The following is a 22,615-nucleotide window of genomic DNA, read 5'->3' on the forward strand; positions in this document are numbered from 1 at the left end:
GCATCTGCTGCCCCGTAGGGTGGGCCTCAGCCCACCAACGCAGTCAACAAAGCAGATCAGAGCTGCAACTGCAGCACATCAATGCCGGCCGTCAGCTCGGCGAAGTCCTGTGCTTCGGTTGGCGCTTCGATCAGCACCGCCTGCGCCTGAAAGCCGTCATTCTCGTCGATCACCACCAGCAGCGCCTGATCGACCAGGCCATCGCCGAGGTCCAGCAAGGCCAGCGCCTGGAGCTGTTTCCAGACGTTCAGCCCTGCACCGATAAACAGGTTGGGGCCTTCCAGCCCCAGCTGCGCGGCAACATGGAAGCCGGCGGCGTTGCTCACGCTATTGACGAACTCGAAGGGCTTGGGCTGGAGCTGGTGAACGCACACCGCGTCGAGCAGGGCGCCCATGGTGGCGCGTGCTGGGTGATGGGAGGCAAGGTACAGGCCGCAGCGACTCTGGACGCTATCTTTCATTGGCGTGGTACAGAGCAGGGCCTGCAGGATAAGCCGGTCGATGCGCCGTGGCGGAGCTGCCAGCCACTGGCTCAGGGCGGCCTTCAGGTCCTTGTCGGAACAGCCCGCGGAGCCGCTCACGCTACATGCAGCGATTACCTGTTTCATCAATCGCTCCCCTGGCAGCTTTGCAATACGAGACTGGCATTGTTGCCGCCGAACCCGAAGAAGTTGGCCAGCAACAGGCGGTCCGCGGCGGCGGCTATGGGGCTGGCCTGCAGCGGCAGCAAGGCCTGGTCGGCGTAGTCCAGGCCAGGCAGGTGGTCGCAGCTTTCCATCATCAGCAGGGTTTCACTGAGGCCGCAGGCGCCCAGCGTATGGCCTAGCCAGGGTTTGAGCACACACAGGGGCGGCAACTGGTCACCGAATAGCCGGCGCACGCCATTACTCTCGGCGCGGTCATTGGCAGCGGTGGCGGTGCCGTGCAGCTTCACTAGACCGATCTGCTTGATACTGGCGCCAGCGCTGCGCAGTGCTTCGCGCATCACCCAGTCGATATGGCTGCCATCTTCGCGAGTGGTGGTCAGGTTGCTGGTGTCGCAGGCACTGAAGCCGCCGAGCAGCTTCGCCAGTGGGGCGTCACCATGCTCCCGCGTCAGCAGCGTGGCGGCATAGGCCTCACCGAGAATCAGGCCGTCGCGCTCGGGGTGGAAGGGGCGGTAGGCGCCGCTCGGGCTGGTCAGGTCGAGCGCACCGAAGCCCTGCCGGGCGACGGCACTGGGCGTCTCGAAGGCCAGTACCAGTACGCGCTCGTACAGGCCGGCCGCCAGCATTCGCGCACCATAGAGCAGACCGTTGGCTGCGCTGGTGCATGCGGTGTTGAGGGTGAAGGCGTCAGCGAAGCCCCAGCGCTGGTGGGAGCGCTCGGCCAGCAGGTCGAGCGATGTCGAGTGCTCCAGGCGGAAGCCACCTGCCGCAGCGGCACGCTGTTCAAGGTCGTCGATGTCCAGACTGGTGCTGGCGACGATCAACAAACAGTCATCCAGTTTGCCGGAGGTATTGCCGAGGACTTCGCCGATCAGTCGGTCACAATGCTCGTCGCGGCTTTCCCCATTGCTGCTGGCGTACAGATAGGGGCGCGGCTGCTGCAGTTCATGCAGCAGGAAAGAGCCGGGAGCAGGCACGGCGCCCTGGCGCAGGGCCATGCCGGCTGCGTGCAGGTCGGCACCGAGCGCACTGAGCAGGGCGCCTCGCTGCAAATAGACGGGGGTCACGATTTCTGCCTGATAAAGGCCGCAATGCTGGCGATGCTGTTGAGAATGCGCCTGCCGTCCTTGGCGCCTTCGATGCGCACACCGTAGCGCTGTTGGAGGGCCAGCGAGACCTGCAGGGCGTCGAGGCTGTCCATGGCGATCCGACTCTGCTGGCCGAACAGCGGTTCATCGTTGGCGATGCTTTGCCAGTCGATGTCGTCTTCCTGGTCGCACTCACGGATCAGCAATTGCTTGAGTTCTTGTTCTAGTAATGTGTCGTCCATTGCGTTTGCTGCACTCGTTTGCGGAACAGGAGAAGCCCGCCGCCGCCCAGCAACAGGGCGAACAGCAGAAGGCGGGCGCAGTCAGGGGCGATGTCGGCGAGGCTTCCCTGGCCGACCAGCAGGGTCAGAAAGGCGTCCAGCGCCCAGCTCATGGGGGAGACTTCCGCCAATTGGCTCATGGCCTCGGGCATCACGCTCTTGGGCACCATGATGCCGCCGATTGCGGCGAGGATGATATTGATGCCGCCGCCCAGCAGCAACGCCTGCTCGCCACTGCGCGCCAGCGAAGCCAGGAACAGGCCGAGGCTGCAGGCCGCCAGGCTCAGGCTCAGCGCGAGCAGCAGGTAGGCCGGCGGGGCGCCCGGCAGGCTCAGGCCACTGAGACCGAGCAAGGGCAGCACATGCACGCCGATAGCCAGCAGCAGGACGAACTGCACCAGGTTGATGGCCACGTAGGGCAGCAACTTGCTCATTACCAGGGTTGTGGGACTGAGCCCCAGCGCGCGGAAACGCAGCAGGGCGCCGCTTTGCTGTTCCCGCTGGAAGCCACCGGCCATTGGCAGGGCAACGAAGAACATGCCGAAGATCAGCCAGGCCGGCACGCTCAGCTGACTGGCGTTGGCTCTGCCGCTTAGCTCGCCGCTGGCCAGCATCTGCCGTTCGCTGATCTCGCTCTGGGTGCGCTGGCGAATCAACTGCCAGCGTTGCTCGGTACTCATACCCGCGTCCAGCGCGTCGCTGTCCTCCAGGTAGGCCAGCAGGCGGGTCTGCGCCAGGGCGATGTTCAGCGCTGCGCGCAGACGCTGGCGGGTCTGGCCATCGGTGCGCGGCGGGAAGCTCAACCTGGGGCCTATGTGAGGTGTTTCCAGCAAGGTCTCGGAAAAATTCTCGGCCAGACTGATGCGGGGCAAGGGCTCCTCGCTGCTGGCGAGCAGGTGACTGCCCGGCAGTTGTTCCTGCAGCGCATGCTGGAAGAACCCGCTGGCTTCGCTGGCTTGCGCGACCTCCAGCACCAGGCTCAGGGGCGGTGGCTCGTCGCGCAGGTAATTGGACAAGGCTGCCGCCATCAGCACGAGAAACAGGATCGGCATGATGAACAGCACGGCCAGCGCATGCGGATCGCGCAGCAGCAGCAGGCATTCCTTGCGGATCAGCGCCAGCATCGGGCTCACAGGCGGCCTCCGTTGAGGCTCAGGTAGAGCTGCTCCAGTGATGGGCGGCCGAAACGCAGCAGGCTCGGAGGCACCGGTTGGGCGGCAATGAACCGGGTGATCGCCAGCAACTGCTGAGCGTCCAGGTTGCCGATACGCAGGCCGTTGGGCAGCGCCTCCGCCTCCAGATTCAGCTGGCCGAGCAGCGCCTGAAAAGCTTCGGGAACCTGCTCTGGCCACTCCAGCAGCAGGCCGTGGCCACCTTCGAGCAGTTGCTGTTTGTCCACGTCGAGGCGCACCCGGCCTTCGTGCAGCAGCAGGATGCGTCCGGCGACCCGCTCTACCTCGTCCAGATAGTGGCTGGTGTAGATCACACCATGGCCTTCGCCGGTCAGGCGCTCGACGGCATCGAGCAACAGCTGCCGGCTGCTCGCATCGACACCGACGGTGGCTTCATCGAACAGATACAGGCGCGCAGGCTGGAGCAGGCCGATGGCGAAATTCAGTCGCCTTTGCTCGCCGCCTGAAAGGCGCGCGGCGCGACGTGAGAGTTTGTCTGCCAGAGCCGTGCTGGCGATGCACAGCTCCAGGCGCTGGCGGCGCTGCGCGCCCTGCAGACGGTAGAGGTCGGCGAACAGCGCGAGATTTTCGGCTACCCTCAGCTCGGCGTAGAACGCCAGCTGTTGCGGCACCAGTCCGAGGCTGCGCGGACCGTGCCAGTTGATCTCACCCTGCTGCACGGCCAGGGTCTCGCTGAGCAGCGCGAGCAAGGTGGTCTTGCCGGCGCCGTTGCTGCCGAGCAGGCCCAGGCACTGGCCCTCCTGCAATTGCAGGTCGATATTTTGCAGGGCAAGACTATCTGCCCCCGGATAGCGGAAACTGACGTCGCGTAGTTCAAGCACGAACGAGCACCAGCAGTAGTTTGCCGTCCAGCAGCGGTTGGCTGCCAGCCTGGATGGCGAAGGCGTAGAGCGCGCCTGCAGGGCTTAAGGCTTCCTGCCGGGCGCTGATCAAAAGCGGCTCTTCGCGCGCTGTGACCGGGTGCAGATTGAGCTGGGAAAGTTTGCCGACCAGGGCCATTTCGATGGCATCCGCTTCGCCGTATAGGGCACCATGTGCCGCGCAAAGTTGGGCCGCCGCTTCGAACAGCAGGCAAGGAGATGCATCTTCGCCGAGCTTGTCGAGATGATGCCAGGCGCTGAGACCGCGGATGCTCTGGGCATCGTGATCGACCAATGCATCCAGCCAGAGCGCATCGCCCTGGTGCGGCAGCAGTGTGTGCAGTTGGGTGCGATCCATGGCAAGCGGTCGGTGCGTGTGGGCGACGCAGTGTAACAGAGGCAGGGATAGAGGGAGGATGGGGTGACGATCTGGCAGTGGGTGGCTTTTGTGACGATCAGCGCAGCGCTGGTGGGAATTTCCTGGCGTACGCTGGGCAATCCGCGTAGCCACGGGTTTTACCGTTTCCTGGCATGGGAGGCGATGGCGGTGATGCTGGTGCTCAACGCCTCATCCTGGTTTGGAGATCGGGCTGAGCTGAACCAGCGCATAGCCTGGGTTCTGCTCAGCCTTTCGCTGTTGGTGCTGTTCGCGGGGATCTACCAGATGCGGCGTTTCGGCAAGGCTGGAGCACAACGCCAGGATGAAGAGCTGTTCGCCTTCGAGCGAACCTCTCAGCTAGTGACGGGCGGCATCTTTCACTACATCCGGCATCCCATGTATTGCTCACTGCTGTTGCTGGCGTGGGGCATCGCCTTCAAGCGCATGGACGCGCTGATTCTCTCGCTGGCGCTGCTCTCCAGCGTGCTGCTGTGGTGTTCGGCGCGTTGCGAGGAGCGCGAGTGCCTGGCCTATTTCGGCGAGGACTATCGCGACTACATGGCACGTACACGTATGTTCGTGCCGTATGTGTTCTGAGCAGGATCAGTCTGACGTCTGATTCTCCAGCAGAAGTTTTCGGTAGGCGCGTTGATAGTCCTCGTAACCGAGATGCTGCTGTTGCAGCTCGCGTATCTGCTCATCCAGGCTCTTGCGTCGCGGTGAAGCGCTTTCGCGTTGCGCCTCCGTGGCGACGGTGGCAGTCAGCTGCACGTTTGCCAGCAATTCGTCGATGACCGGATCAATCTTGCTCTTGGTTCCCTGCCACTTCATCAGCGATAAACCGCCTTTGCCGCGCAGGTGGTAATTGGCCTTGGCCAGGGTTTGACGACGTGGGCCGAGAATTACTATTTCGGCAGTAGACAGGTAGGGCGCCATGTCCCATGAGCGGCGGGCTGTGAAGGTCACCACATAGGGGCACTGCTCGCGGGGGATCTTCGCGTACAGCTGCGTCTCGATGCCATGACGGGCGAAGCCCTGCTGCAGCACGGGTACGAAATCACTGACCTGAACCTTTGGATTCTCCTCGATGCACATCTGGTCCGCTGCGCTTTTCAGTGGGGTGACTTGCGTGGCGGTGCAGCCGACCAGCACGGTGGCGGCGAGTAAGGGCAGGCAGGAGCGAACAGGCGGCATGGTCAATGGTCTTCCTTGGATAAAACACGGCCACCGTTGCGGTGGCCTGCGGGGGCGGTGATTACTTCACCTTGGCGTATTTGGCCTTCAGTGCAACGCCGGCCATGATGGCGCCAGCGTGGCATTCGTATTTGCTGTCGTCGCGGTATTCCTTGTTCTTGTAGTTGCTCGCCAGGTCGACCACGGCGTTGGCGCCGGCAGCCTTGGCGGCGTTCTGCAGCTTGATCAGGGCCGATTGCAGCACCCAGCTGCAGGCTTCCTCATCGCTCTTGTTGAAGGCATTGGTCTTCTGGCTGGTGGTGACGTTGGCGTTGATGATCTGAGCGCCAGCCGGGATCTTGTTCAGGTAGAACTTCACCGAACCATCGAGACGGCCAGCCTGGGTGGCTTCGTTCACCACAGACTGGAAGTCGAGGAAATGCGCGGTATCACGGGCCTGGCTGAGGCCGGGCAGAAGGCTGGCGCAGAAGGCGGTGGCGATCCAGTACTTGTGTTTCATCAAGCTCTCTCCTTGGTGATGTGGGTGCCTGCAAATTGCTGCGCTCGGCCATGCAGCTTTGCAGACATCCTCTTATTGCAACGAACCGGTAAGGTTTTGTGCGATGCGGACTTCCTGCAGGATCACCCGATTGAGCTTCTTCACCAGCGCGTTGTAACGCTTGTGAATCTTGCCATCCGCGTAGTCCAGATCGTGGCTGTCACGATAGCGGATGTCATAGCGTCCGCCAGCGTAGTCGATGGTAATGGAGGCGCTGTGCTGGCGGAAGTCGATACGCGCCAGGATGCGATTGGCCTCTTCTTCTTCCAGGGTCCATTTGGCCCGCGTCAGGGCGCGGATCAGCGGTTCGCGCAGCTGCTCGTCGCTCAGTGTGGTCGTGGCGGGCAGCTGCTGATGAACGGTCATGACCGGTTGCACGCGGCTGCAGGCCGCGAGCCCCGCTAGCATCAGGACGAACAGAAAACGGGGAAGGGTTCGCGTGGTCATCAGTTTCATGCTTGGCGCCAGCGTTTGAAGATCAGGGAAGTGTTCACGCCACCGAAGGCGAAGTTGTTGTTCATCACGTACTCGTGGCTCATGTTGCGGAACTCGCCGCACAGATAGTCCAGCTCGCCGCAAGCCGGGTCGATGTGATCGAGGTTGAGCGTGTGCGCATAGCTGTCGGAGTTCATCATCTCGATACTGAACCAGGACTCCAGTGCGCCGCAGGCACCCAGGGTGTGGCCGAAATAGCTCTTCTGCGAGCTGATCGGCATGCGCGGGCCGAACAGGCTGCTGGTGGCCAGGGTCTCGGCGACGTCGCCCTGTTCGGTAGCGGTGCCATGGCCGTTGACGTAACCGATTGCCGAGGGCTCCAGGCCGGCGTCATCGAGTGCCAGCTGCATGGCGCCGCGCATGGTTTCCTGCACCGGCTTGGTAGCGTGCTGGCCGTCGGAGTTGCAGCCGAAACCGACGATCTCGGCATGGATGGTGGCGCCGCGGGCGAGGGCGTGCTCCAGCTCCTCGAGCACCAGGATGCCGGCGCCCTCGCCGATTACCAGGCCGTCACGGCCGCTGTCGTAAGGGCGCGGGCTGGTGTGCGGGGCGTCGTTCTTCAGACTGGTGGCATAGAGCGCATCGAACACCATGGCCTCGGTCGGGCAGAGTTCCTCGGCGCCACCGGCGAGCATCATCTTCAGACGGCCGAACTTGATCGCCTCGTAGGCGTAGCCGATGCCCTGGCTGCCGCTGGTGCAGGCGCTGGAGGTCGGGATCAAGCGGCCCTTGAGGCCGAAGAAGATGCTGATATTGGCCGCCGTGGTGTGCGGCATCATGCGGATATAGGAGTTGGCGTTGAGACCGTCGGCCACCGAGTTCAGCAGCATGTTGCCGAAGGCCTTGACCTCCTCGGTGCTGCCGGTGGACGAGCCGCAGGCCACGCCCATGCGGCCGTCGGCGATGCATGGGTCGCCGAGTAGGCCGGCGTGCTCCAGGGCACGTTCGGCGGCGAACACCGCCAGCTTGGACACCCGGCCCATGCTGCGGGTCTGCTTGCGGTTCCAGTGCTTGGGCTGGACGAAATCGTCCACCGGGCCACCCAGGCGGGTGTTCAGCTCGGTGAAGCGATCCCATTCGTCCATGCGCCGGATACCACTCTTGCCGGCCTTGAACGCGGCCGAGATGGTTGGCCAGTCGCTACCCAGGGAGGTGATACCGGCCATACCGGTGACGACTACACGCTTCATCAGCACAGACCGCCATTCACCGCGAGAACCTGACGGGTAATGTACGCCGCTTCGCTGGACATCAGGAAGTTCACCGCACCAGCGACTTCCTCCGGTGTGCCCATACGCGCCGCCGGAATCATCTTGAGGATCTCTTCGACCGGTACCAGTTCGTCGATAATCTCGGTATCGATCAGGCCGGGTGCCACGCAGTTCACCGTGATCTTGCGTTTGGCCAGCTCGATCGCCAGGGCCTTGGCGGCGCCGATCACGCCGGCCTTGGAGGCGCTGTAGTTGACCTGACCACGGTTGCCGACCAGCCCCGACACCGAGGTGATGCAGACGATGCGCCCAGGCGCGCGACGGCGAATCATCGGCATGGTCAGCGGGTGCAGCACGTTGTAGAAACCGTCCAGGTTGGTGCGCAGCACCTGGTCCCAGTCGTCTTCGGAGAGGGCCGGGAAGGCACCATCGCGGGTCAGGCCGGCGTTGCACACCACGCCGTAGTAGGCGCCGTGCTGTTCGACATCGGCCTCCAGCGCTTCGCGGCAGGCGGCGCGGTCGGATACGTCGAATTGCAGGATGCGCGCCTGGCGCCCCAGCTCGGTGATTTGCGCCTGCACGGCTTCGGCCTCATCTCGGCGCGAACGGCAGTGCAGGACGATGTCATGGCCCGAGCGCGCCAGGCGCAAGGCGATGGCGCGGCCGATACCACGGCTGGAGCCGGTGACCAGAACGGTGGCGGCAGAAGTATTTTCAGTCATGGGATTGTTCTTGCGATTCTTGAAGATAGACCGCCGGTTGCGGCGGGCGGAATACATTGAGGCGGGCTTCGGCCTGGATGCCAGGGCCGGTCAGGTGGCATTCGAACACGCCCATGCCGTTGTCGTCCTGTAGCGAGCACTGAGCGCGGATGTGCAGTTCGCTGCCGGCCGGGAAGTGCTCTACGTTGCAGTTGTACTTGCGTGTGCCGAGCAGAAAGCCCAGCTCCACCGGCAGGCCGGCACGCTTGGCCTGGACGCCGGCGAAGGCGGCGATGGCCTGCGCCATCAGCTCGATGCCGGTCCAGGCCGGCAGGTGGCCGTCGGCGTCGCTGAGCAGGCCGTGCGGGCGTACGACGAGGCGCACCTCGATCGCTTCCGTGTCGCAGCTCAGGACTTCGTCGAGCAGCACCATGTTGCCGGCATGAGGCACCAGTTCGGCGACGGGCCACAGCTTCATGGCGCATCCCCCAGAATCAGGGCGACATTGTTGCCGCCAAAGGCGAAGGAGTTGCTCATCAGGTGGCGGCCCTGGCTACGAGGCAGCCGGGCCCCGGCCTGGACGAGTTCGATCGGGGCCAATTCTGGATCGCGCTGCCCGTCCCAGAGGTGCGGCGGCAGCAGGCCGTCACGGTTGTAGTCGCTCAGGGTCAGCCAGCAGAAGGCCGCCTCCAGCGCACCTGCTGCGCCCAGGGTATGGCCGGTCATGGGCTTGCTCGATGAGCAGGGCAGGCCGTTGGGGAACAGGCCATGTACGGCCTTGCTCTCCATCGAGTCGTTATGCCGGGTGGCGGTGCCATGCAGGTTGAGGTAGTCGATCCGATCCGGCGTCAGGCCAGCATTGGCCAGGGCCTTTTCCATCGCGCTGCGTGCGCCGAGACCGTCCGGGTGCGGGGCAGAGATATGGTGGGCGTCGGAGCTGGCGCCGCCACCGAGAAAGGCGATGGGCGCGGGCTCACGCGTCATCAGGAAGAGGGCCGCGGCTTCGCCGATATTGATGCCGTTGCGGTTCACCGAGAACGGATTGCAGGGCTCGGCGGATACCGCCTCCAGCGATGAGAAACCATTGAGCGTCAGGCTGCACAGACTGTCCACACCGCCGCAGATCACCGCGTCGCACAGCCCCATGCGCAGCAGGCGATGGGCGCTGAGCAGGGCGCGGGCGCTGGAGGTGCAGGCCGTGGACTGGCAGTACACCGGCCCGCCAAGCTTCAGCCAGTCCGCCAGGAAATTCGCTGGCGCGGCCATCTCCTGCTGAGCGTAATGGTAGTCGGCAGGCAGCTCGCCTTCGCTGAGATGGCGCCCGATGTGGTCGCCCGCTTCGCGAATGCCCGAGGTGCTGGTGCCCAGCACCAAGCCGACGCGATGAGCGCCATGGCGGGCGATGGCCGCCCGCAGCTCGGGTTCGATCTGCAGCGCCGCAGCCAGCAGCAGCTGGTTGTTGCGGCTGTGCGAACGCTCGAAGCCGGGCGGCATGGCCGGCAGCTCGGTATGCACGGCACCGACCGTCAGGCTGCGCTCGCTGACCCAACCCTCTTCGGCACGCATGCCCGAGGCGTCGCCGGCGAACAGCGCATCGGCGACGGCCTGCTTGCCTTCGCCGAGGGCACAGAGCAGGCCGAGCGCATTGAGGTAGCCAGGGATGGGGGCGCGGGACATCAATCGTTTTCTTCCAGGTTCAGTGCACGTATCCGGTAGTTCAGGCCGGTCTTGCCCAGGGTGAAATCCAGCGGGCCGTGGTAGTCGATGATCCAGTCCGGCGCGAGTCGGCGCCGGTCATCGCCTGCTTGTTGCCAACTGCTGGCCGGGTAGGCCTGCAGCGCATCCTCTCGGGTCAGAGCGAACAACAGCGCGGCGAACAGTTCACGCGCCTCGGCATTTGGGGGCAGCAAGCCGTCGTTGCGCCATTGTCCTGCATCCAGCAGCTGGCGTGCCTGTGGGATGCCGAGTGGATCCATCAGTGACCAGCGCAGGGCCGAGCCCTCGCCTTGGATCACCAGCAGCCAGTCCTGTCGCACCTGCGCCTGCTCACGCTGGATCTGCAGGCTGAGCGGCAAGGGGGCGACCAGTACTGGTGGCGTTTGCGGCACGGGGGTATGGGCGGCGCAGGCGCTCAGCAGCAGGCTGACGACGAACAGGAGTATGCGTGGCATCACGGCTTGCGCGCCACTACGTTGAGCAGCGTTTCGTCGCGCTTGCCGACGGGCTTGGGACGCATCAGCCCCCAGCGCTCCAGCAGGCCGAAGTCCTTGGCCCGGCTCCACCACAGGTAGGGATAGGAGGTGCTGGCATCGTCGAACTGGAAACCCTGCTCACGCAGCATGTCCAGGTATTGTTCGGCGCTGCGTTGTACGTGCATCGGGTGACGGAACAGCCAGCGGATCACCCAGGTGTCGATGTAGAACTTGGTCGACTCGGCCAGCAGCAGTCGCCCGCCCGGTTTGAGCACGCGCCAGAACTCGGCGAGGGCTTTCTCCTGTTCCACCAGGTGATGCAGCGTCTGATGGCAGAACAGCAGGTCGACGCTGGCGTCGGGCAGGTCGATTGCCGCGCAGTCGCTGGCGACCAACTCAACCTCCAGGCCGAGGCGCTCGGCCTCGCGGCGCGAGCACTCGAGGCTGTGTGGGTCGGCGTCGAGACCGATCATCCGCGCCGGTACGAAGGCGGCGTCGAGCAGGCCGAAGGAGCGCCCTTGGCCGCAACCCGCGTCCAGCAGGACGGGGGCGTGCGGCAGTGGTTCGCCTAGCAGGCGTACCAGATCGGTGATCGCGACCCGCAGTACGTGGTGTTGCCACACATGGCTCTGCAGGAACCAGAAGCCAAAGCGGGTTTCTTCGACGTAGGTGGGCGAGACGGGGCGCAGGGCGTTCATCGACGGTCCTTGTCAGTTCGAGGAGCAAAGCTCGGCCAGCACCCGCAGGCGCCGACGAGGTTCGGAAACATAGGGATTCTTACCGTCCCAGGCGTAGCCGGCAAGGATCGAGCTGATCATGCGGCGGATCTCCGGGGAGGCTTTTTCGTAGTAGATCACGTCCTGGAAGGAACCCTCGTACCAGCCTTCGACGTAGACGCGGAAGGTGTCCACGCCGCGTTTGAGCGGGATGGCGAACTCGTTTTCCCAGTCCACCTTTTCGCCACCCAGCTGACGATGCAGCAGTCCGGCGGCCATGCTCGCCGAGCGCATGGCGATGGTCACCCCCGAGCTGAATACCGGGTCGAGAAACTCGGCAGCGTTGCCCAGCAGGGCAAAGCCTGGCCCGTGCAGGCTCTTGACGTTGGCCGAGTAACCGTTGATCTCGCGCGCCGGTGTATCCCACACCGCATTGCCCAGCACCTTGCTCAGCGATGGGGTTTCGGCGACGAACTGCTTGAGGCAGGCATCGAGATCCTTCGGGTAGTTCTCATAGTGCTCGGCCGCAGCGACCACACCCAGCGAGCAGCGGCCGTTGCTGAATGGAATGGTCCAGAACCACACGTCACGCAGGGTCGGGTGAGTGGTGATGAGGATCATCTCGCGGTTGAAACCCGAGGCCGGGTCGATACGGTCCTCGATATGGGTGAACACGGCGCGACGGACCGGGAAGGCCGACGGTGTGTCGAGGTCGAGCAAGCGCGGCAGTACACGGCCATAACCGCTGCCGTCGAGGACGAAAGCGCACTCGACCTGGTACTCGAAGCCGTCGGCCAGGCGGCGTACCGACAGGCGCGGGCAGTCGCCGGAGAAATCCGCGGCGAAGATTTCCTCCTCGTAGCGGATCTCCACGCCCTGACGCTCGGCCTCGTCGGCCAGCAGCTTGTCGAAGTCGGCGCGAATCACCTGATAGGTCGAGCCCTTGCCCTCGGTGAACTTGTCGCGGAAGTCGAAGCTGGTGTAACGATCGCCCCAGGCGAACGCGGCGCCGTGCTTGGTCTGGAAACCGGCTGCCTGCACCGCTTCGAGCATGCCTGCTTCCTCGACGAAGTCCAGGCAGTGCGACAGCAGACTTTCGCCGATGGAAAAGCGTGGGAAACGCTGGCGCTCAAGCACCAGCACGTCATGGCCCTGGCGTTTGAGAATGGCGGCGGCGATGGCGCCGGACGGACCGGCACCGATGACGACGATCTGGCGTTGTTCGAGTTCAGGAGATTTCATAGCGGGCTTTCGCTTCATGATTGGCCACGTGCCGACCCAGCAGGGCAGGTAGCAGAGTAGAGAACAGACTCATCAGCAGCAGGCCGAAGTACACCGTTGAATCAATCAGCTGGAGCTGCAGGAGCAGGTTGAGGAACACGATTTCGGTCAGGCCACGGATATTCAGCAGCAGGCTTTCACGCCATTTGATCCGGGCCGGCGCAGCCGGATCTGCCCAATGCAGGCCCAGCCAGCTACCAAGCACCTTGCTGATGACCGGCAGCGCCAGCAGGGTACCTATCACCAGCCAGGACAGGTGTTGATCCAGGCCATGGAAATCGACGCGCAGCACGCCATAGGTGAGTATCAGCGGAACCGCGAGGCCATTCATCGCCAGCTTCCAGTGGCGCTCCGCCAGCGGCAGGACGAAGGGCTGGCGCAGGTAGCCCAGGCACAGCATGTAGCCGATGCCGAACACCAGCGCATTCAGTTCAAGCTGCTCGAAGGCCAGCATCAAGGCGAAGAATGGCAGGCTGTAGAACGCGGGGTGGTTCAGCCTGAGTGAGCGCAGCAGCAGAGGCAGCAGCGCCGCCAGCAGGGGCCACAGGAGTATCGTGGGCTGGCTGCTGCCCTGAGCGAGACCGAACAGGCTCCAGCACATGAAATCCATCAGGATCGCCGCATGCAGCAGGCGTTTGCTGTCGGCCGCCGTGTAACCGATGCTCTGCAGAAACAGGTAGAGCACGGGAATGGCGGTGATGGAGAACAGCAGGCCGATCCCGATCGCACTCAGCCAGCCGCGCTCGCCGGGCAGCAGCCAGAGCGAACAGGCCAGGCCGGCGAGCATCGGCACGAGAAAGCTGGGCAGGGCGATCTTCACGCACGCCGGGCTGAGGTCCAGGTCGATCACATCGCTGAGGATGTAGCCCAGCAGCAGCGCGAAACACAGTCCATAGGCCAGGTCCAGCCAGCCGGGTGCGAGCAGCTCGGCGGCGCTCAGGTGCAGGTGCGGCTCGGCCCAGAGTAACAGCAGCGCCGGGATGGCCAGCGCGGCCACCAGCAGTTGGCCGACGATGGGAATCAGGCGTCGCCCGCCGAGTACGCTGACCATCGCGTAGAGCACCAGGGCCAATAGCCAGAACAGAGCGACGCTCACGGATGCTGCTCCCGTTTATGTGCATCAGCAGCCCAGGGGGCGAGAAGAAAACTGAAGGCCAGGCCGATGCTGATGGTCAGGCCGAAGTTGCTCACCGCCGGTGTGCTGGACACTGCCAGCAGGCCGAACGATAGCCAGGTGGTCAGTGCCGACAGCAGAGTGCCGAGCAGGCTGGTGGCGGCGCCGCCGACCTGTTCACGGATCAGAATGGCATAGTCGACGCCGATGGCGGTGACCAGCAGCAGGCCGAACAGGCTGAACAGCGTCAGCGGCTGGCCTAGCCAGCCGAGGCTCGCCAGGCTGGCCAACGCTGCCAGCAGCGATACCGCCAGCACGCGAGCTGCGCCGCGTGCGCCGAACGAGAAACACAGCACGACGAAGATCAGCAGGCAGGAGGCCAGTTTCAACTCGGCGGCGCTGACCTGAGTAGCGGCGAACAGGCGATTGAGTTCGCCGAGGCGGTCGACCAGCTTTACGCCTTCCAGCCCTTCGGACTGCGCCACGAGCAGGTCACTGTCGCTCAGTCCCTGCAGGCTGATCAATCCGGCAACCTGACCGTTGGCTTCATTGCCCAGCCAGAGCGGTCGCCAGGGTTCACCGAGCGGTGCGGCGAGCACCTGTTGGATATTCAGTAGTGGCAGCGCTTGCAGCTGCCGCACCTCTTGCTCGATGGCGGTGAGGGGAATGCCCAGCTCGGTGAGCGCGGCGCTGTGTTGCGGCAGCTGCGCCAGTGCCTGGCGCAGTTTTGCCTGCTGGGAGACGGGCGCTACCAGTTGACTCAAAGCCAGGTAGCTCTTCAGCTGGCCTTGCTCCACCAGCTTGTCCAGGCGCTGGCTCAACTGCAGCTGGCGTTGCAGCAGTTGCTCTTCGTCGTCGCCGCGCACCAGAAAGAACTGGCTGGTAGGCTGCGCCCCGACGATCTGGCTGATGGCTTTCGATTGCTCCAGCAATTGCGGCGGCACGCTGGCCCACTGGCGCAGGTCGTCCTTGTGCGAGAGTTGCAGCAGGCCGCCCGCGCAGAACAGGGCGAAGATCAACAGCAGCCAGGGTGTCGACAGGCGACGCAGCAAGGCTTCGCGCCAGGCGAGCAGGTGCTGCGCCAAGTTGTGGGGCGGCTGCCACGGACGGATCGCGGCCTTGCCCAGCAATGTCGGCAGTAGAAACAGGGTGCTCAGATAGGCACCGAGGAGACCGGCAGCAGAAAAGATCGCCACCTGCTTGAGCGCCGGGAAGGGCGTGAAGGCCAGGGCGAGATAACCGATGACATTGGTCAGCAGACCGAGGGTCAGGCCGAGCAGCGTGGCACGCAGGGCACGCCAGCTGTCCCAGGGTTGCAGCGTCCAGCTTTTCGACAGCAGGTGCAGCGGATAATCGACGGCCACGCCGATCAGGCTGGCGCCCAGCACCAGGGTCATCACGTGGACATGGCCGAATACCGCGACGCAGGCCGTAAGTCCGGCCAGCACGCCGATGGCGGCCGGTACGAACGCCAGCAGCACGCGCACGCGTCGGAACACCAGCAGCATCATCAGCAGGGCGCCAGCACTGGCCAGCCCGCCCATCAGACTGATCTCGCGGGTGGCCTGCCGCTGGCCATGGGCGGAATAGAGCAGGCCGCTGCTGGCGAGCATCTGGCCGCCGCGCGCCTCGACTTCAGTGCGCGCCTGGGCGACCAGATCGTCCACTGCCAGAGCCAGGTTGCCGTCGAAGGCGTCGGCATTGGTTTGGGCGCGCAGCAGGGCCCAGGTGGTGCCGGCGTTTTCGGCGATCAGCGCACCGCTGAGATCGACCTGGATATTGTGATGATGCGGGAGATTCTTCTCGGCCAGCGTACTCAGGCCGAGCAGATCGTCATTGGTGGCGACGACACCCTGGCTGCGAAAGGGGTCGAACAGGTCCTGGATGCGCCTGGCAACGAACGCCGCAGGATCGTCGATCAGCAACTGGCGGTCGGCTGGCGGCAGCAGCGCCAGGCGTTGCTCCTGCAATTGCTGGCGGATGGCGCTCAGGTCGGCTTGCGGGTCCCACTGCACCTTCTCGAACAGCGTCTGCTGTTGCCAGCGGGCGCCCAGCTGCGCTGCCAGCGCCAGGGCCTGTTGGCGCTCCGGGTGGTTGATCAGTACCAGCAGTTCGCGGTTGAGCGGCTCCTGCATGCGCTGCACGGCCTGCTCTTCGAGGGCTTCAGGCTTGCCGCTGGGCACCAACTCCAGCAGGTTGGCCGAGATCGGTGCACCGCCGCGCCACTGCCAGGCGGCAACGACAATGAGCAGCAGCAGGGCAAGCGGGAACAGTCGTGAGCCCCAGTATTCAACTCTGGAAGTCATGTTGCTCCGTGTCGCTCAGGGACTGGTCGGCCTGATTGTCCTCGAGACGCAGCACGGTGCTGTCGCCCTGGGTTTCCTGTAGTTCGATGCGTTGCACCAGCTCACCACCGCGGATCACGATGGCGTTGAATACCTGTTTGAGCAGCACGCTGCGCGGCTTCAGATCGAGCTGCCAGGCGTCGGCGGTGCCGCTCAGGCTGAGTTCGAAGTCCTGGCGCAGGCCGCTGCTGTCACCCTTGAGCACGGCGAGAAACAGGCGGTTCTGCTGGGCAGTGGCGCTTTGCTGGGCGACGAACTGCCAGCCTTGCTCGGTGCGCCGGGCAATGCCTTTGTCGTCGATGCGGTAGTCCTGCTGCAGCGGGCGTTCGAGTAGCCAGAGCAGGCCGTGATCCCTGGCCAGGACGAAGGTGCCGCGGCTGGTCAGCGGTTGCGGCAGGGCACGCAGGTGCTTTTCCTGAACGAAACTGCCGCGCACCACCTCGGGTTTGCCGAGCTGCTCACTGAGCTGGTCGAGGTCGAAGGCCAGCGCCAGTTGCGCTGTGGCTGTCAGGACCAGGCCCAGAGCCGCACCGATAAGGCGTTTCACGCAATGGCCCTCTGCACGGCATCGATGAAGACCTGTGGCGAGGCGAACTGCATTTCCCGCGTGGCGATTTCCACGGCCACCTGCACGGTGCTGCCGCGAGTCATGCGCTCGCCCGTCTCGGCGTCGCTGATCAGATAGTTGATCTTCAGGCGGCTCTCCCATTCGACCAGGTCGGCGCGCACGATGATGCGCTGACCGAACTGCGCGCCGCGCACGTAGCGAACCTGCAGGTCGATCACCGGCCAGGCGTAGCCGGAGTCGCGCATCTGCCGGTAGTTGTGGTCGAGCTTGTCGAGCAACGCGCAGCGCGCCTGCTCGAAGTATTTGACGTAGTGGCCATGCCAGACGATCTCCATCATGTCGACGTCATAGAACTGCACCTGCAGTTCGATTTCCGCCTGCAGTACGCCCTTGCTACGCATACAGCCTCCAGTGCTGGGCACGGATACGTTCCAGGCACAGGCGCAGCTCGCCTTCCAGGGCGCGGTCTTCGATCACCGGCGGGAAGTCGCAGGCCAGTTGCTCGCGCATCGCCGCCAGCGGCGCCGGGATGTCGCGCTTGCCGGCACGCTCGCGCAGCCAGACGCCCTGGTTGGCGGCCAGCAAGGTGGCGGCGGCCACCTGCTCGGTCAGCTCCAGGCTGCGCAGCGCATCGCGTGCGGCGATGGTGCCCATGCTCACCTTGTCCTGGTTGTGGCATTCGGTGGAGCGCGAGAACACGCTGGCCGGCATGGTGTTCTTCAGCGCTTCGGCGGTCCAGGCGCTGGCGCCGATCTGCACGGCCTTGAAGCCATGGTTGATCATCGCCGTTTCCACTGGTGCGCCGGACAGATTGCTCGGCAGGCCATGGTTGTAACGGGTGTCGACCAGCAGGGCGAGCTGGCGGTCGAGCAGGTCGGCGACGTTGCCCACCAGGTTTTTCAGGCTGTCCATGGCGAAGGCGATATGCCCACCATAGAAATGCCCACCGTGCAAGGTGCGTTCGGTCTCGGCATCGAACAATGGGTTGTCGTTGGCGCTGTTGAGTTCGGTCTCGATGAACTGACGCAGCAGGCCCAGGCTGTCGGCCAGCACCCCGAGCACGTGCGGTGCGCAACGGATCGAGTAGCGGTCCTGCAGGCGGTGCAGCGGCGGCAGCGGCGCCTCGACGGCCAGGTCCTGGCGAATCCAGGCGGCGACCTGGGTCTGACCAAGATGAGGCTTGGCGGCGAACAGGCGCTCGTCGAAATGCTCCGGGTTGCCTTCCAGGGCGATCACGTTGAGCGCGGTGATGCGCGTGGCCAGCTTCAGCAGGTAGTCGGCGCGGGCGTAGGCCAGGCAGGCCAGGGCGGTCATCACCGCGGTGCCGTTCATCAGCGCCAGGGCTTCCTTCGGACGCAGAGTCAGCGGCGTCCAGCCCAGTTCGCGATGCACATCCGCCGCACTGCGTCGTTCGCCCTTGTACAGCACCTCGCGCTCACCGCTGAGGGTGGCGGCGACGTAGGACAGCGGGGTGAGATCGCCGCTGGCACCGACCGACCCTTCTTCCGGGATCAGTGGCAGCACGTCATGATCGATGAACGCCTGGATGCGCTCCAGCAGCTCCACCCGTACCCCGGACACACCGTGGCACAGCGACTGCAAGCGGGCGGCGAGCACGGCACGCGTGCTGGGTGCGTCGAGCAGCTTGCCCAGACCGCAACCATGGAAGGTGAACAGGTGCTGGGGCAGGGCCTCGACCTGGTGCAGCGGCACCGCCACCACGCAGGAGTCGCCATAGCCGGTGGTGACGCCGTAGATCACGCCTTCCTTGTCCAGCAGGGTGTCGAGAAAGCGTGCGCCCTTGGCGATCTTTTCCCGGTAAGCCGCATCGTCCTGCAACTGGGCGCGAGCCTGGCGCTGCGACAGGGCTACGATGTTCTCGATGGTCAGGGCGCGCTCGCCGAAGATCACCGGCTCAGGCTGGTATGTCGTCATCTCGCTTCCAGAATGGGTAGAAGTTGAACCATTGTTGTGGGGCGTCCAGGCAGTGTTCACCCAGGCGTTGCGCATAGCGTTGTGTCCAGTCGCGGATCACCTGATCGCGCTCGCTGCGCTTCCAGGTCACCGCGTCGGCGAAGTGCTCCAGGCGCACCTGGTAGCGGCCGTCGATCTTCAGGCAGTGAATCAGGTCGACCTGGCACTGCAGCAAGCCGGCCAGCAACCAGGGGCCCTGGGGGAAAGCGGCCGGCAAACCGAGGAAGTCGACCACCACGCGGCGCCCGCCGTGCAGGGGCACGCGATCACCGGCGATAGCCAGCCATTCACCGCGTTCCAGGCGTTCGGCCAGTTGCAGCATGATCGCCGGGTCCAGTTCGCTGACCTGGATCAGGCGCAGGTGGCTGGCGCCGGACTCGCCCAGCAGCCGGTTGAAGCGCTCGGCATGCTTGGTGTGCACCAGCACGTTCATGCGCACCTTTTCGCCCAGCTCGGCCAAGGCCCGGCACACTTCCAGATTGCCCAGGTGCGCGCCTACCAGAAGACGGCCACGGCTGTCGCCGTGCAGTCGTTCACGAAGGTTGTCGGGGTCGACCAGCTGCAGTTCCTGCAGCGCCAGGCGGCCATTCCACACATCGACCTTGTCCAGCAGGCTATCGGCGAAGGCGAAGAACTGACGAAGCACCGATCTCCGGCTGGGGCGCAAGTCGGGACGTGCGCTCCAGGCTGCCAAGTTGTGTTGATACTCCTGGATGCTGGTGCGTGCGCTGCGGCCAAAGGTGTAGAAATACAGGACGATCAGATACAGCAGCGGCACCAGCGGACGGCGGCCAAGCAGGCGCGCGGCCGCGACGGTGAAACGCATCAGCAGAAAACTGCCGCGTTCCTTCTGCCGCGCCCAGTGATCGTTATGCTCGGCAGTGCTCATGCGACCAGCCTGCGCCAGAGAATGCGTGGCGCGCGCAGCAGCATGCCGAAGAACAGGCGGGCATGCATGGCCGAAATCAGCAGATTGTCGTGCCACAGGCGAAAGTGCGAGAGGCCATCGGCCGGGTAATGTACGCGAGTCGGCAACCAGTGCATCGGCTGTTCGCGCCAGGCCATGCGCACCAGGATCTCGGTATCGAAATCCATGCGCCGACCGAGTTTCACGCTGTCGAGCAGCGCCAGGGTGGCGGGCAGCGGATAGACGCGAAAGCCGCACATGGAGTCGCGAACCTGCAGCGACAGGCAGTTGATCCACACCCATACGTGGGTCAGGTAGCGGGCATAGAGGCGCGATCTGGGCACGCTCGTATCGTATTGCGGGTAGCCGCATACCATCGCTTCTGGATGCGCTCGAGCGGTGTCGAGGAAATCGTCGATCCGGCTCAGGTCGTGCTGGCCGTCGGCATCGACCTGCAGGGCATGGCTGTAACCGAGGCGCGCCGCTTCGCGCAGGCCGGCCATCACCGCGCTGCCCTTGCCCAGGTTGCCGGGCAGGCGCAGTAGATGAACGTCCGCCTGTTGCGCCAGTTGGTCCATGACTGCAGCGCAGGAGGCGCTGGAGCCGTCATCCACAAGCACGCAGGGCAGCCCGGCGCGCTGCAGTTCGCTGACCACGCCGGGCAATGGCCGCTCGTGGTTGTAAACCGGGATCACCGCGCAGGGCTTGAAGCCTGACTCAGCCATGGGCCGGCTCCAGCAGAATTCGACCGGAGGAGCAGGGCGCATCGCCATTGTGGTAAGCGAAGTAGAGCTTGCCGCGTTCGGCATCAAAACGCAGGGTCAGCTGCAGGGTGTCGCCGGGGCGTACCAGTTGCTGGAACTTGAGCACTTCCATGCCGGCGAAGCGAGGTGGCAGCTGGGCGATCAGGTCACGGGCCAGCTGCTGGGCCCAGTCCACCTGCACCACGCCCGGCAACACCGGGGTTTGCGGGAAGTGGCCGGTGAAATGGGCAAGGTCCAGCGGTACCAGCAGCTGCAGGTGCCATTCGCCGTCGCGCTCTTCAGCGCTCACGGGCTCTACCCGCGTCGGCCGCGGGGCAGTCAGTAGACTGTCGATCTGGCTTTGCGGCAGTTTGCCCTGGCTGCTGTAGGGCAGTTCCAGCAACAGGCGCCAGCGACGCGGCAGGGCAATGGCCTCGCAGTGATCGGCCAGGTGCCGGCGCAGGGTCTCGGTCAGGGTGCGGCGGCCCTGGTTGCGCAGTGCGTATACGCCGCTCGGGCTGAGAGTCAGCACTGCGCCGAGGAAGGCGCGGCCTTCCTGAACGACACCGAGACGGGCGTCGGCGACCCAGTCATGGCTGATCAGCGCTTGTTCGAGCATGGGCAGGGAGATGCGTTTTTCTTCCAGCTTGACGATGCGGTCGAGGCGTCCACGCAGGACGAAACGGCCGTCAGCGCCGATCTCGGCGGCATCCGCGCTCTGTTCGATATGCCCTGCCGGCAGGTATGGCGAGACGATGCGCAGGGCGCCGGTTTCATCGAGGCTCAATTCGACCCCGCGGAATGGCTGCCAGGCCGTGTCGCCCTGGCGCCAGCCGATACCGCCGGTTTCCGAGCTGCCGTAGATTTCCGTTGGCCACTGACCCAGGCGTTCGTGCAGTGCCTGAGCTGCTTCTGCCGGCAGGGCACCGCCGGAGGAAAAGACCTGTTTGACCCGGCTCAGCGCTGGCCAGTCGAGGTTGTCGCCCATCCGCTTGAGCAGGGCCGGGCTTGCGATCCAGGCGAATTCGGTGTGGCTCAGGCTCGCCCGTTGCAGGTCTTCGGGAAAAGGCAGGGCCCGACGATACAGAGGGCGACCGGCACACAAGGGCCAGAGCAGGCGGAATAGCAGGCCGTAGATATGTTGGCAGGCCACGCTGCCGAGCATGGTCGCCGTACCCAGGTTGGCGCCCCAGAGTTGTTCCAGCGCCTCGACCTCATTGGCCAGCTGCGTCAGGCTCTTGTCGATCAGCTTGGGCTCGCCGCTGGAGCCTGAGGTACACAGGGTCAGGCGGCAGGCGTCGGGCTGCAGGCGAGCGCCAGGCAGCGCGGTGGCGGCCTCGAATTGGTCAAGGCTGTCCAGCCACAGGTCGACCTGCGCGGCCAGGCGCTGTCGCGTTTGCGCCTGGGCATCGGCCGGCAGCAGTACCTGCACACCGGCGCGCCAGGCACCGAGCAGCGCGACGGCCAGTTCACCGGCATCCTCCAGATACAGCGCTACGCGCTGAGCTCCGCGCGCCTGAAGGGCCGCGGCCAGAGACAAGGCGCGGTGGCGCAGCTCAGGCTGGTGAAGGTTCGGTTCCAGGGCGACCAGGCGCTCCGGGTGAGCCTCCAGCAGCAGGTCGGTGAGGGGCAGCCAGGTCATTCGTGTTTCCTTACTTGCTGACGGATCAGCCATTCGCCAGCGAACATCAGGCCAATCAGGCCGTAAGAGATCAATCCGGTGTAAAGCGTCCACCAGGAGAGCGGAGCCCAGGCCGCGAGGGCCATCAACAGGAAGGTGTTGCCGAGAAAGAACAGTGCCCAGACCTGGGTGACCCTGCGGGTATAGCGCACCGCGATTTCCGGCAGTTCGGGCTCGCACAGGCGTGCCATGCGCTCGACCAGCGGCGGGCCGAACTTCAGGCTGAGACCGAACAGTGCCAGCAGCATGAGGTTGAGCAGTACCGGATACCAGCGCAACAGCGCCGGTTCGTCCGCCATGCCGAGTACCAGGCAGAACACCAGGGCAGCCGCGGCCAGCCACAGGCCGCCTGGGCGACGGCGCGCCGTTAGCGCACGGGCGAGCCATAGTCCGCCCAGCAGGGCAGCGAACAGGCGGGGTGACCAGTGCTCCATGCCGTAGTAGACGGCGAAGGGATAGAGTACGCCGGCTATCAGCAGCAGCAGGCCAAACAGGCGAGCCATGGGG

General features: G+C 64.7%; 26 protein-coding genes. 1 reads left to right on the top strand and 25 read right to left on the bottom strand.

Features of this window, described 5'->3' with window-relative positions; genetic code table 11:
• Positions 1–56: 56 nt before the first annotated feature.
• From B3P22_RS01205 to B3P22_RS01230, 6 genes are read right to left on the bottom strand one after another with little or no spacing between them, the layout of a single operon-like run.
• Positions 57–608 (bottom strand): hypothetical protein, encoded by a 552-nt coding sequence (locus tag B3P22_RS01205; RefSeq protein ID WP_296269562.1) that lies wholly within the window; start codon positions 606–608, stop codon positions 57–59.
• Positions 608–1,714 (bottom strand): beta-ketoacyl synthase N-terminal-like domain-containing protein, encoded by a 1,107-nt coding sequence (locus B3P22_RS01210; protein ID WP_296269563.1) that lies wholly within the window; start codon positions 1,712–1,714, stop codon positions 608–610. Before B3P22_RS01210 ends, B3P22_RS01205 begins: the two co-directional genes overlap by 1 nt.
• Positions 1,711–1,977: an acyl carrier protein gene (locus B3P22_RS01215; RefSeq protein WP_296269564.1), complete on the bottom strand. Its 267-nt coding sequence runs from the start codon at positions 1,975–1,977 to the stop codon at positions 1,711–1,713. Before B3P22_RS01215 ends, B3P22_RS01210 begins: the two co-directional genes overlap by 4 nt.
• Complete coding sequence (locus tag B3P22_RS01220; RefSeq protein WP_296269599.1) at positions 1,959–3,140, bottom strand: ABC transporter permease; 1,182 nt, start codon at positions 3,138–3,140, stop codon at positions 1,959–1,961. Before B3P22_RS01220 ends, B3P22_RS01215 begins: the two co-directional genes overlap by 19 nt.
• A gap of 5 nt (positions 3,141–3,145) precedes the next feature.
• Positions 3,146–4,030, bottom strand: coding sequence for an ABC transporter ATP-binding protein (locus B3P22_RS01225; protein WP_296269565.1), 885 nt, complete (start codon positions 4,028–4,030; stop codon positions 3,146–3,148).
• Positions 4,023–4,427: a beta-hydroxyacyl-ACP dehydratase gene (locus B3P22_RS01230; protein WP_296269566.1), complete on the bottom strand. Its 405-nt coding sequence runs from the start codon at positions 4,425–4,427 to the stop codon at positions 4,023–4,025. Before B3P22_RS01230 ends, B3P22_RS01225 begins: the two co-directional genes overlap by 8 nt.
• Before the next feature lie 63 nt (positions 4,428–4,490).
• Here B3P22_RS01230 and B3P22_RS01235 point away from each other — a divergent pair, with 63 nt between their 5' ends.
• Entirely contained in the window at positions 4,491–5,045 is a 555-nt protein-coding gene (locus B3P22_RS01235) for a methyltransferase family protein (protein WP_296269567.1), read from the top strand.
• A gap of 6 nt (positions 5,046–5,051) precedes the next feature.
• Here B3P22_RS01235 and B3P22_RS01240 read toward each other — a convergent pair whose 3' ends face one another.
• The 19 genes from B3P22_RS01240 to B3P22_RS01330 all read right to left on the bottom strand — a co-directional run bounded on the left by B3P22_RS01240 (position 5,052) and on the right by B3P22_RS01330 (position 22,611).
• Positions 5,052–5,642 carry an Sbal_3080 family lipoprotein gene (locus tag B3P22_RS01240; RefSeq protein ID WP_296269568.1) on the bottom strand — a complete coding sequence of 197 codons (591 nt, stop codon included), beginning with the start codon at positions 5,640–5,642 and terminating at the stop codon, positions 5,052–5,054.
• Between the two features lie 61 nt (positions 5,643–5,703).
• Positions 5,704–6,141, bottom strand: a complete 438-nt coding sequence (locus B3P22_RS01245; RefSeq protein ID WP_024306657.1) for a hypothetical protein — start codon at positions 6,139–6,141, stop codon at positions 5,704–5,706.
• A gap of 72 nt (positions 6,142–6,213) precedes the next feature.
• The gene (locus tag B3P22_RS01250; RefSeq protein ID WP_296269569.1) at positions 6,214–6,636 is read right to left on the bottom strand and encodes a hypothetical protein; all 423 of its coding nucleotides are present in this window, start codon (positions 6,634–6,636) and stop codon (positions 6,214–6,216) included.
• A complete protein-coding gene (locus B3P22_RS01255) occupies positions 6,633–7,865 on the bottom strand; it encodes a beta-ketoacyl-ACP synthase (protein WP_296269570.1) in 1,233 nt (410 codons plus the stop codon). Before B3P22_RS01255 ends, B3P22_RS01250 begins: the two co-directional genes overlap by 4 nt.
• Positions 7,865–8,608: a 3-oxoacyl-ACP reductase FabG gene (fabG, locus tag B3P22_RS01260; RefSeq protein ID WP_296269571.1), complete on the bottom strand. Its 744-nt coding sequence runs from the start codon at positions 8,606–8,608 to the stop codon at positions 7,865–7,867. The genes B3P22_RS01255 and fabG overlap by 1 nt, the downstream gene beginning before the upstream one ends.
• Complete coding sequence (locus tag B3P22_RS01265) at positions 8,601–9,065, bottom strand: hotdog family protein (RefSeq protein WP_024306661.1); 465 nt, start codon at positions 9,063–9,065, stop codon at positions 8,601–8,603. Before B3P22_RS01265 ends, fabG begins: the two co-directional genes overlap by 8 nt.
• Positions 9,062–10,249, bottom strand: a complete 1,188-nt coding sequence (locus B3P22_RS01270) for a beta-ketoacyl-[acyl-carrier-protein] synthase family protein (RefSeq protein WP_296269600.1) — start codon at positions 10,247–10,249, stop codon at positions 9,062–9,064. The genes B3P22_RS01265 and B3P22_RS01270 overlap by 4 nt, the downstream gene beginning before the upstream one ends.
• Positions 10,250–10,263: 14 nt before the next feature.
• The gene (locus B3P22_RS01275; RefSeq protein ID WP_296269572.1) at positions 10,264–10,758 is read right to left on the bottom strand and encodes a hypothetical protein; all 495 of its coding nucleotides are present in this window, start codon (positions 10,756–10,758) and stop codon (positions 10,264–10,266) included.
• Positions 10,758–11,477 carry a class I SAM-dependent methyltransferase gene (locus tag B3P22_RS01280; protein ID WP_296269573.1) on the bottom strand — a complete coding sequence of 240 codons (720 nt, stop codon included), beginning with the start codon at positions 11,475–11,477 and terminating at the stop codon, positions 10,758–10,760. The genes B3P22_RS01275 and B3P22_RS01280 overlap by 1 nt, the downstream gene beginning before the upstream one ends.
• A gap of 12 nt (positions 11,478–11,489) precedes the next feature.
• Positions 11,490–12,737, bottom strand: coding sequence for an NAD(P)/FAD-dependent oxidoreductase (locus B3P22_RS01285; RefSeq protein ID WP_296269574.1), 1,248 nt, complete (start codon positions 12,735–12,737; stop codon positions 11,490–11,492).
• Positions 12,724–13,872, bottom strand: a complete 1,149-nt coding sequence (locus B3P22_RS01290; RefSeq protein WP_296269575.1) for a sodium:proton antiporter — start codon at positions 13,870–13,872, stop codon at positions 12,724–12,726. Before B3P22_RS01290 ends, B3P22_RS01285 begins: the two co-directional genes overlap by 14 nt.
• Positions 13,869–16,196 (bottom strand): MMPL family transporter, encoded by a 2,328-nt coding sequence (locus tag B3P22_RS01295; RefSeq protein WP_296269576.1) that lies wholly within the window; start codon positions 16,194–16,196, stop codon positions 13,869–13,871. The genes B3P22_RS01290 and B3P22_RS01295 overlap by 4 nt, the downstream gene beginning before the upstream one ends.
• Positions 16,180–16,782 (bottom strand): outer membrane lipoprotein carrier protein LolA, encoded by a 603-nt coding sequence (locus tag B3P22_RS01300; RefSeq protein WP_296269577.1) that lies wholly within the window; start codon positions 16,780–16,782, stop codon positions 16,180–16,182. Before B3P22_RS01300 ends, B3P22_RS01295 begins: the two co-directional genes overlap by 17 nt.
• Complete coding sequence (locus tag B3P22_RS01305; protein WP_024306669.1) at positions 16,779–17,204, bottom strand: acyl-CoA thioesterase; 426 nt, start codon at positions 17,202–17,204, stop codon at positions 16,779–16,781. The genes B3P22_RS01300 and B3P22_RS01305 overlap by 4 nt, the downstream gene beginning before the upstream one ends.
• The gene (locus B3P22_RS01310) at positions 17,197–18,738 is read right to left on the bottom strand and encodes an HAL/PAL/TAL family ammonia-lyase (protein WP_296269578.1); all 1,542 of its coding nucleotides are present in this window, start codon (positions 18,736–18,738) and stop codon (positions 17,197–17,199) included. The genes B3P22_RS01305 and B3P22_RS01310 overlap by 8 nt, the downstream gene beginning before the upstream one ends.
• Positions 18,719–19,666, bottom strand: a complete 948-nt coding sequence (locus tag B3P22_RS01315; RefSeq protein WP_296269579.1) for a glycosyl transferase — start codon at positions 19,664–19,666, stop codon at positions 18,719–18,721. Before B3P22_RS01315 ends, B3P22_RS01310 begins: the two co-directional genes overlap by 20 nt.
• Positions 19,663–20,409: a glycosyltransferase family 2 protein gene (locus B3P22_RS01320; protein ID WP_296269580.1), complete on the bottom strand. Its 747-nt coding sequence runs from the start codon at positions 20,407–20,409 to the stop codon at positions 19,663–19,665. The genes B3P22_RS01315 and B3P22_RS01320 overlap by 4 nt, the downstream gene beginning before the upstream one ends.
• Entirely contained in the window at positions 20,402–22,069 is a 1,668-nt protein-coding gene (locus B3P22_RS01325) for an acyl-CoA synthetase family protein (RefSeq protein ID WP_296269581.1), read from the bottom strand. Before B3P22_RS01325 ends, B3P22_RS01320 begins: the two co-directional genes overlap by 8 nt.
• Entirely contained in the window at positions 22,066–22,611 is a 546-nt protein-coding gene (locus B3P22_RS01330) for a hypothetical protein (RefSeq protein ID WP_296269582.1), read from the bottom strand. The genes B3P22_RS01325 and B3P22_RS01330 overlap by 4 nt, the downstream gene beginning before the upstream one ends.
• Positions 22,612–22,615: the final 4 nt, after the last annotated feature.

The organism is Pseudomonas sp. UBA6323 (assembly GCF_002439135.1).
GTDB lineage: Bacteria > Pseudomonadota > Gammaproteobacteria > Pseudomonadales > Pseudomonadaceae > Aquipseudomonas.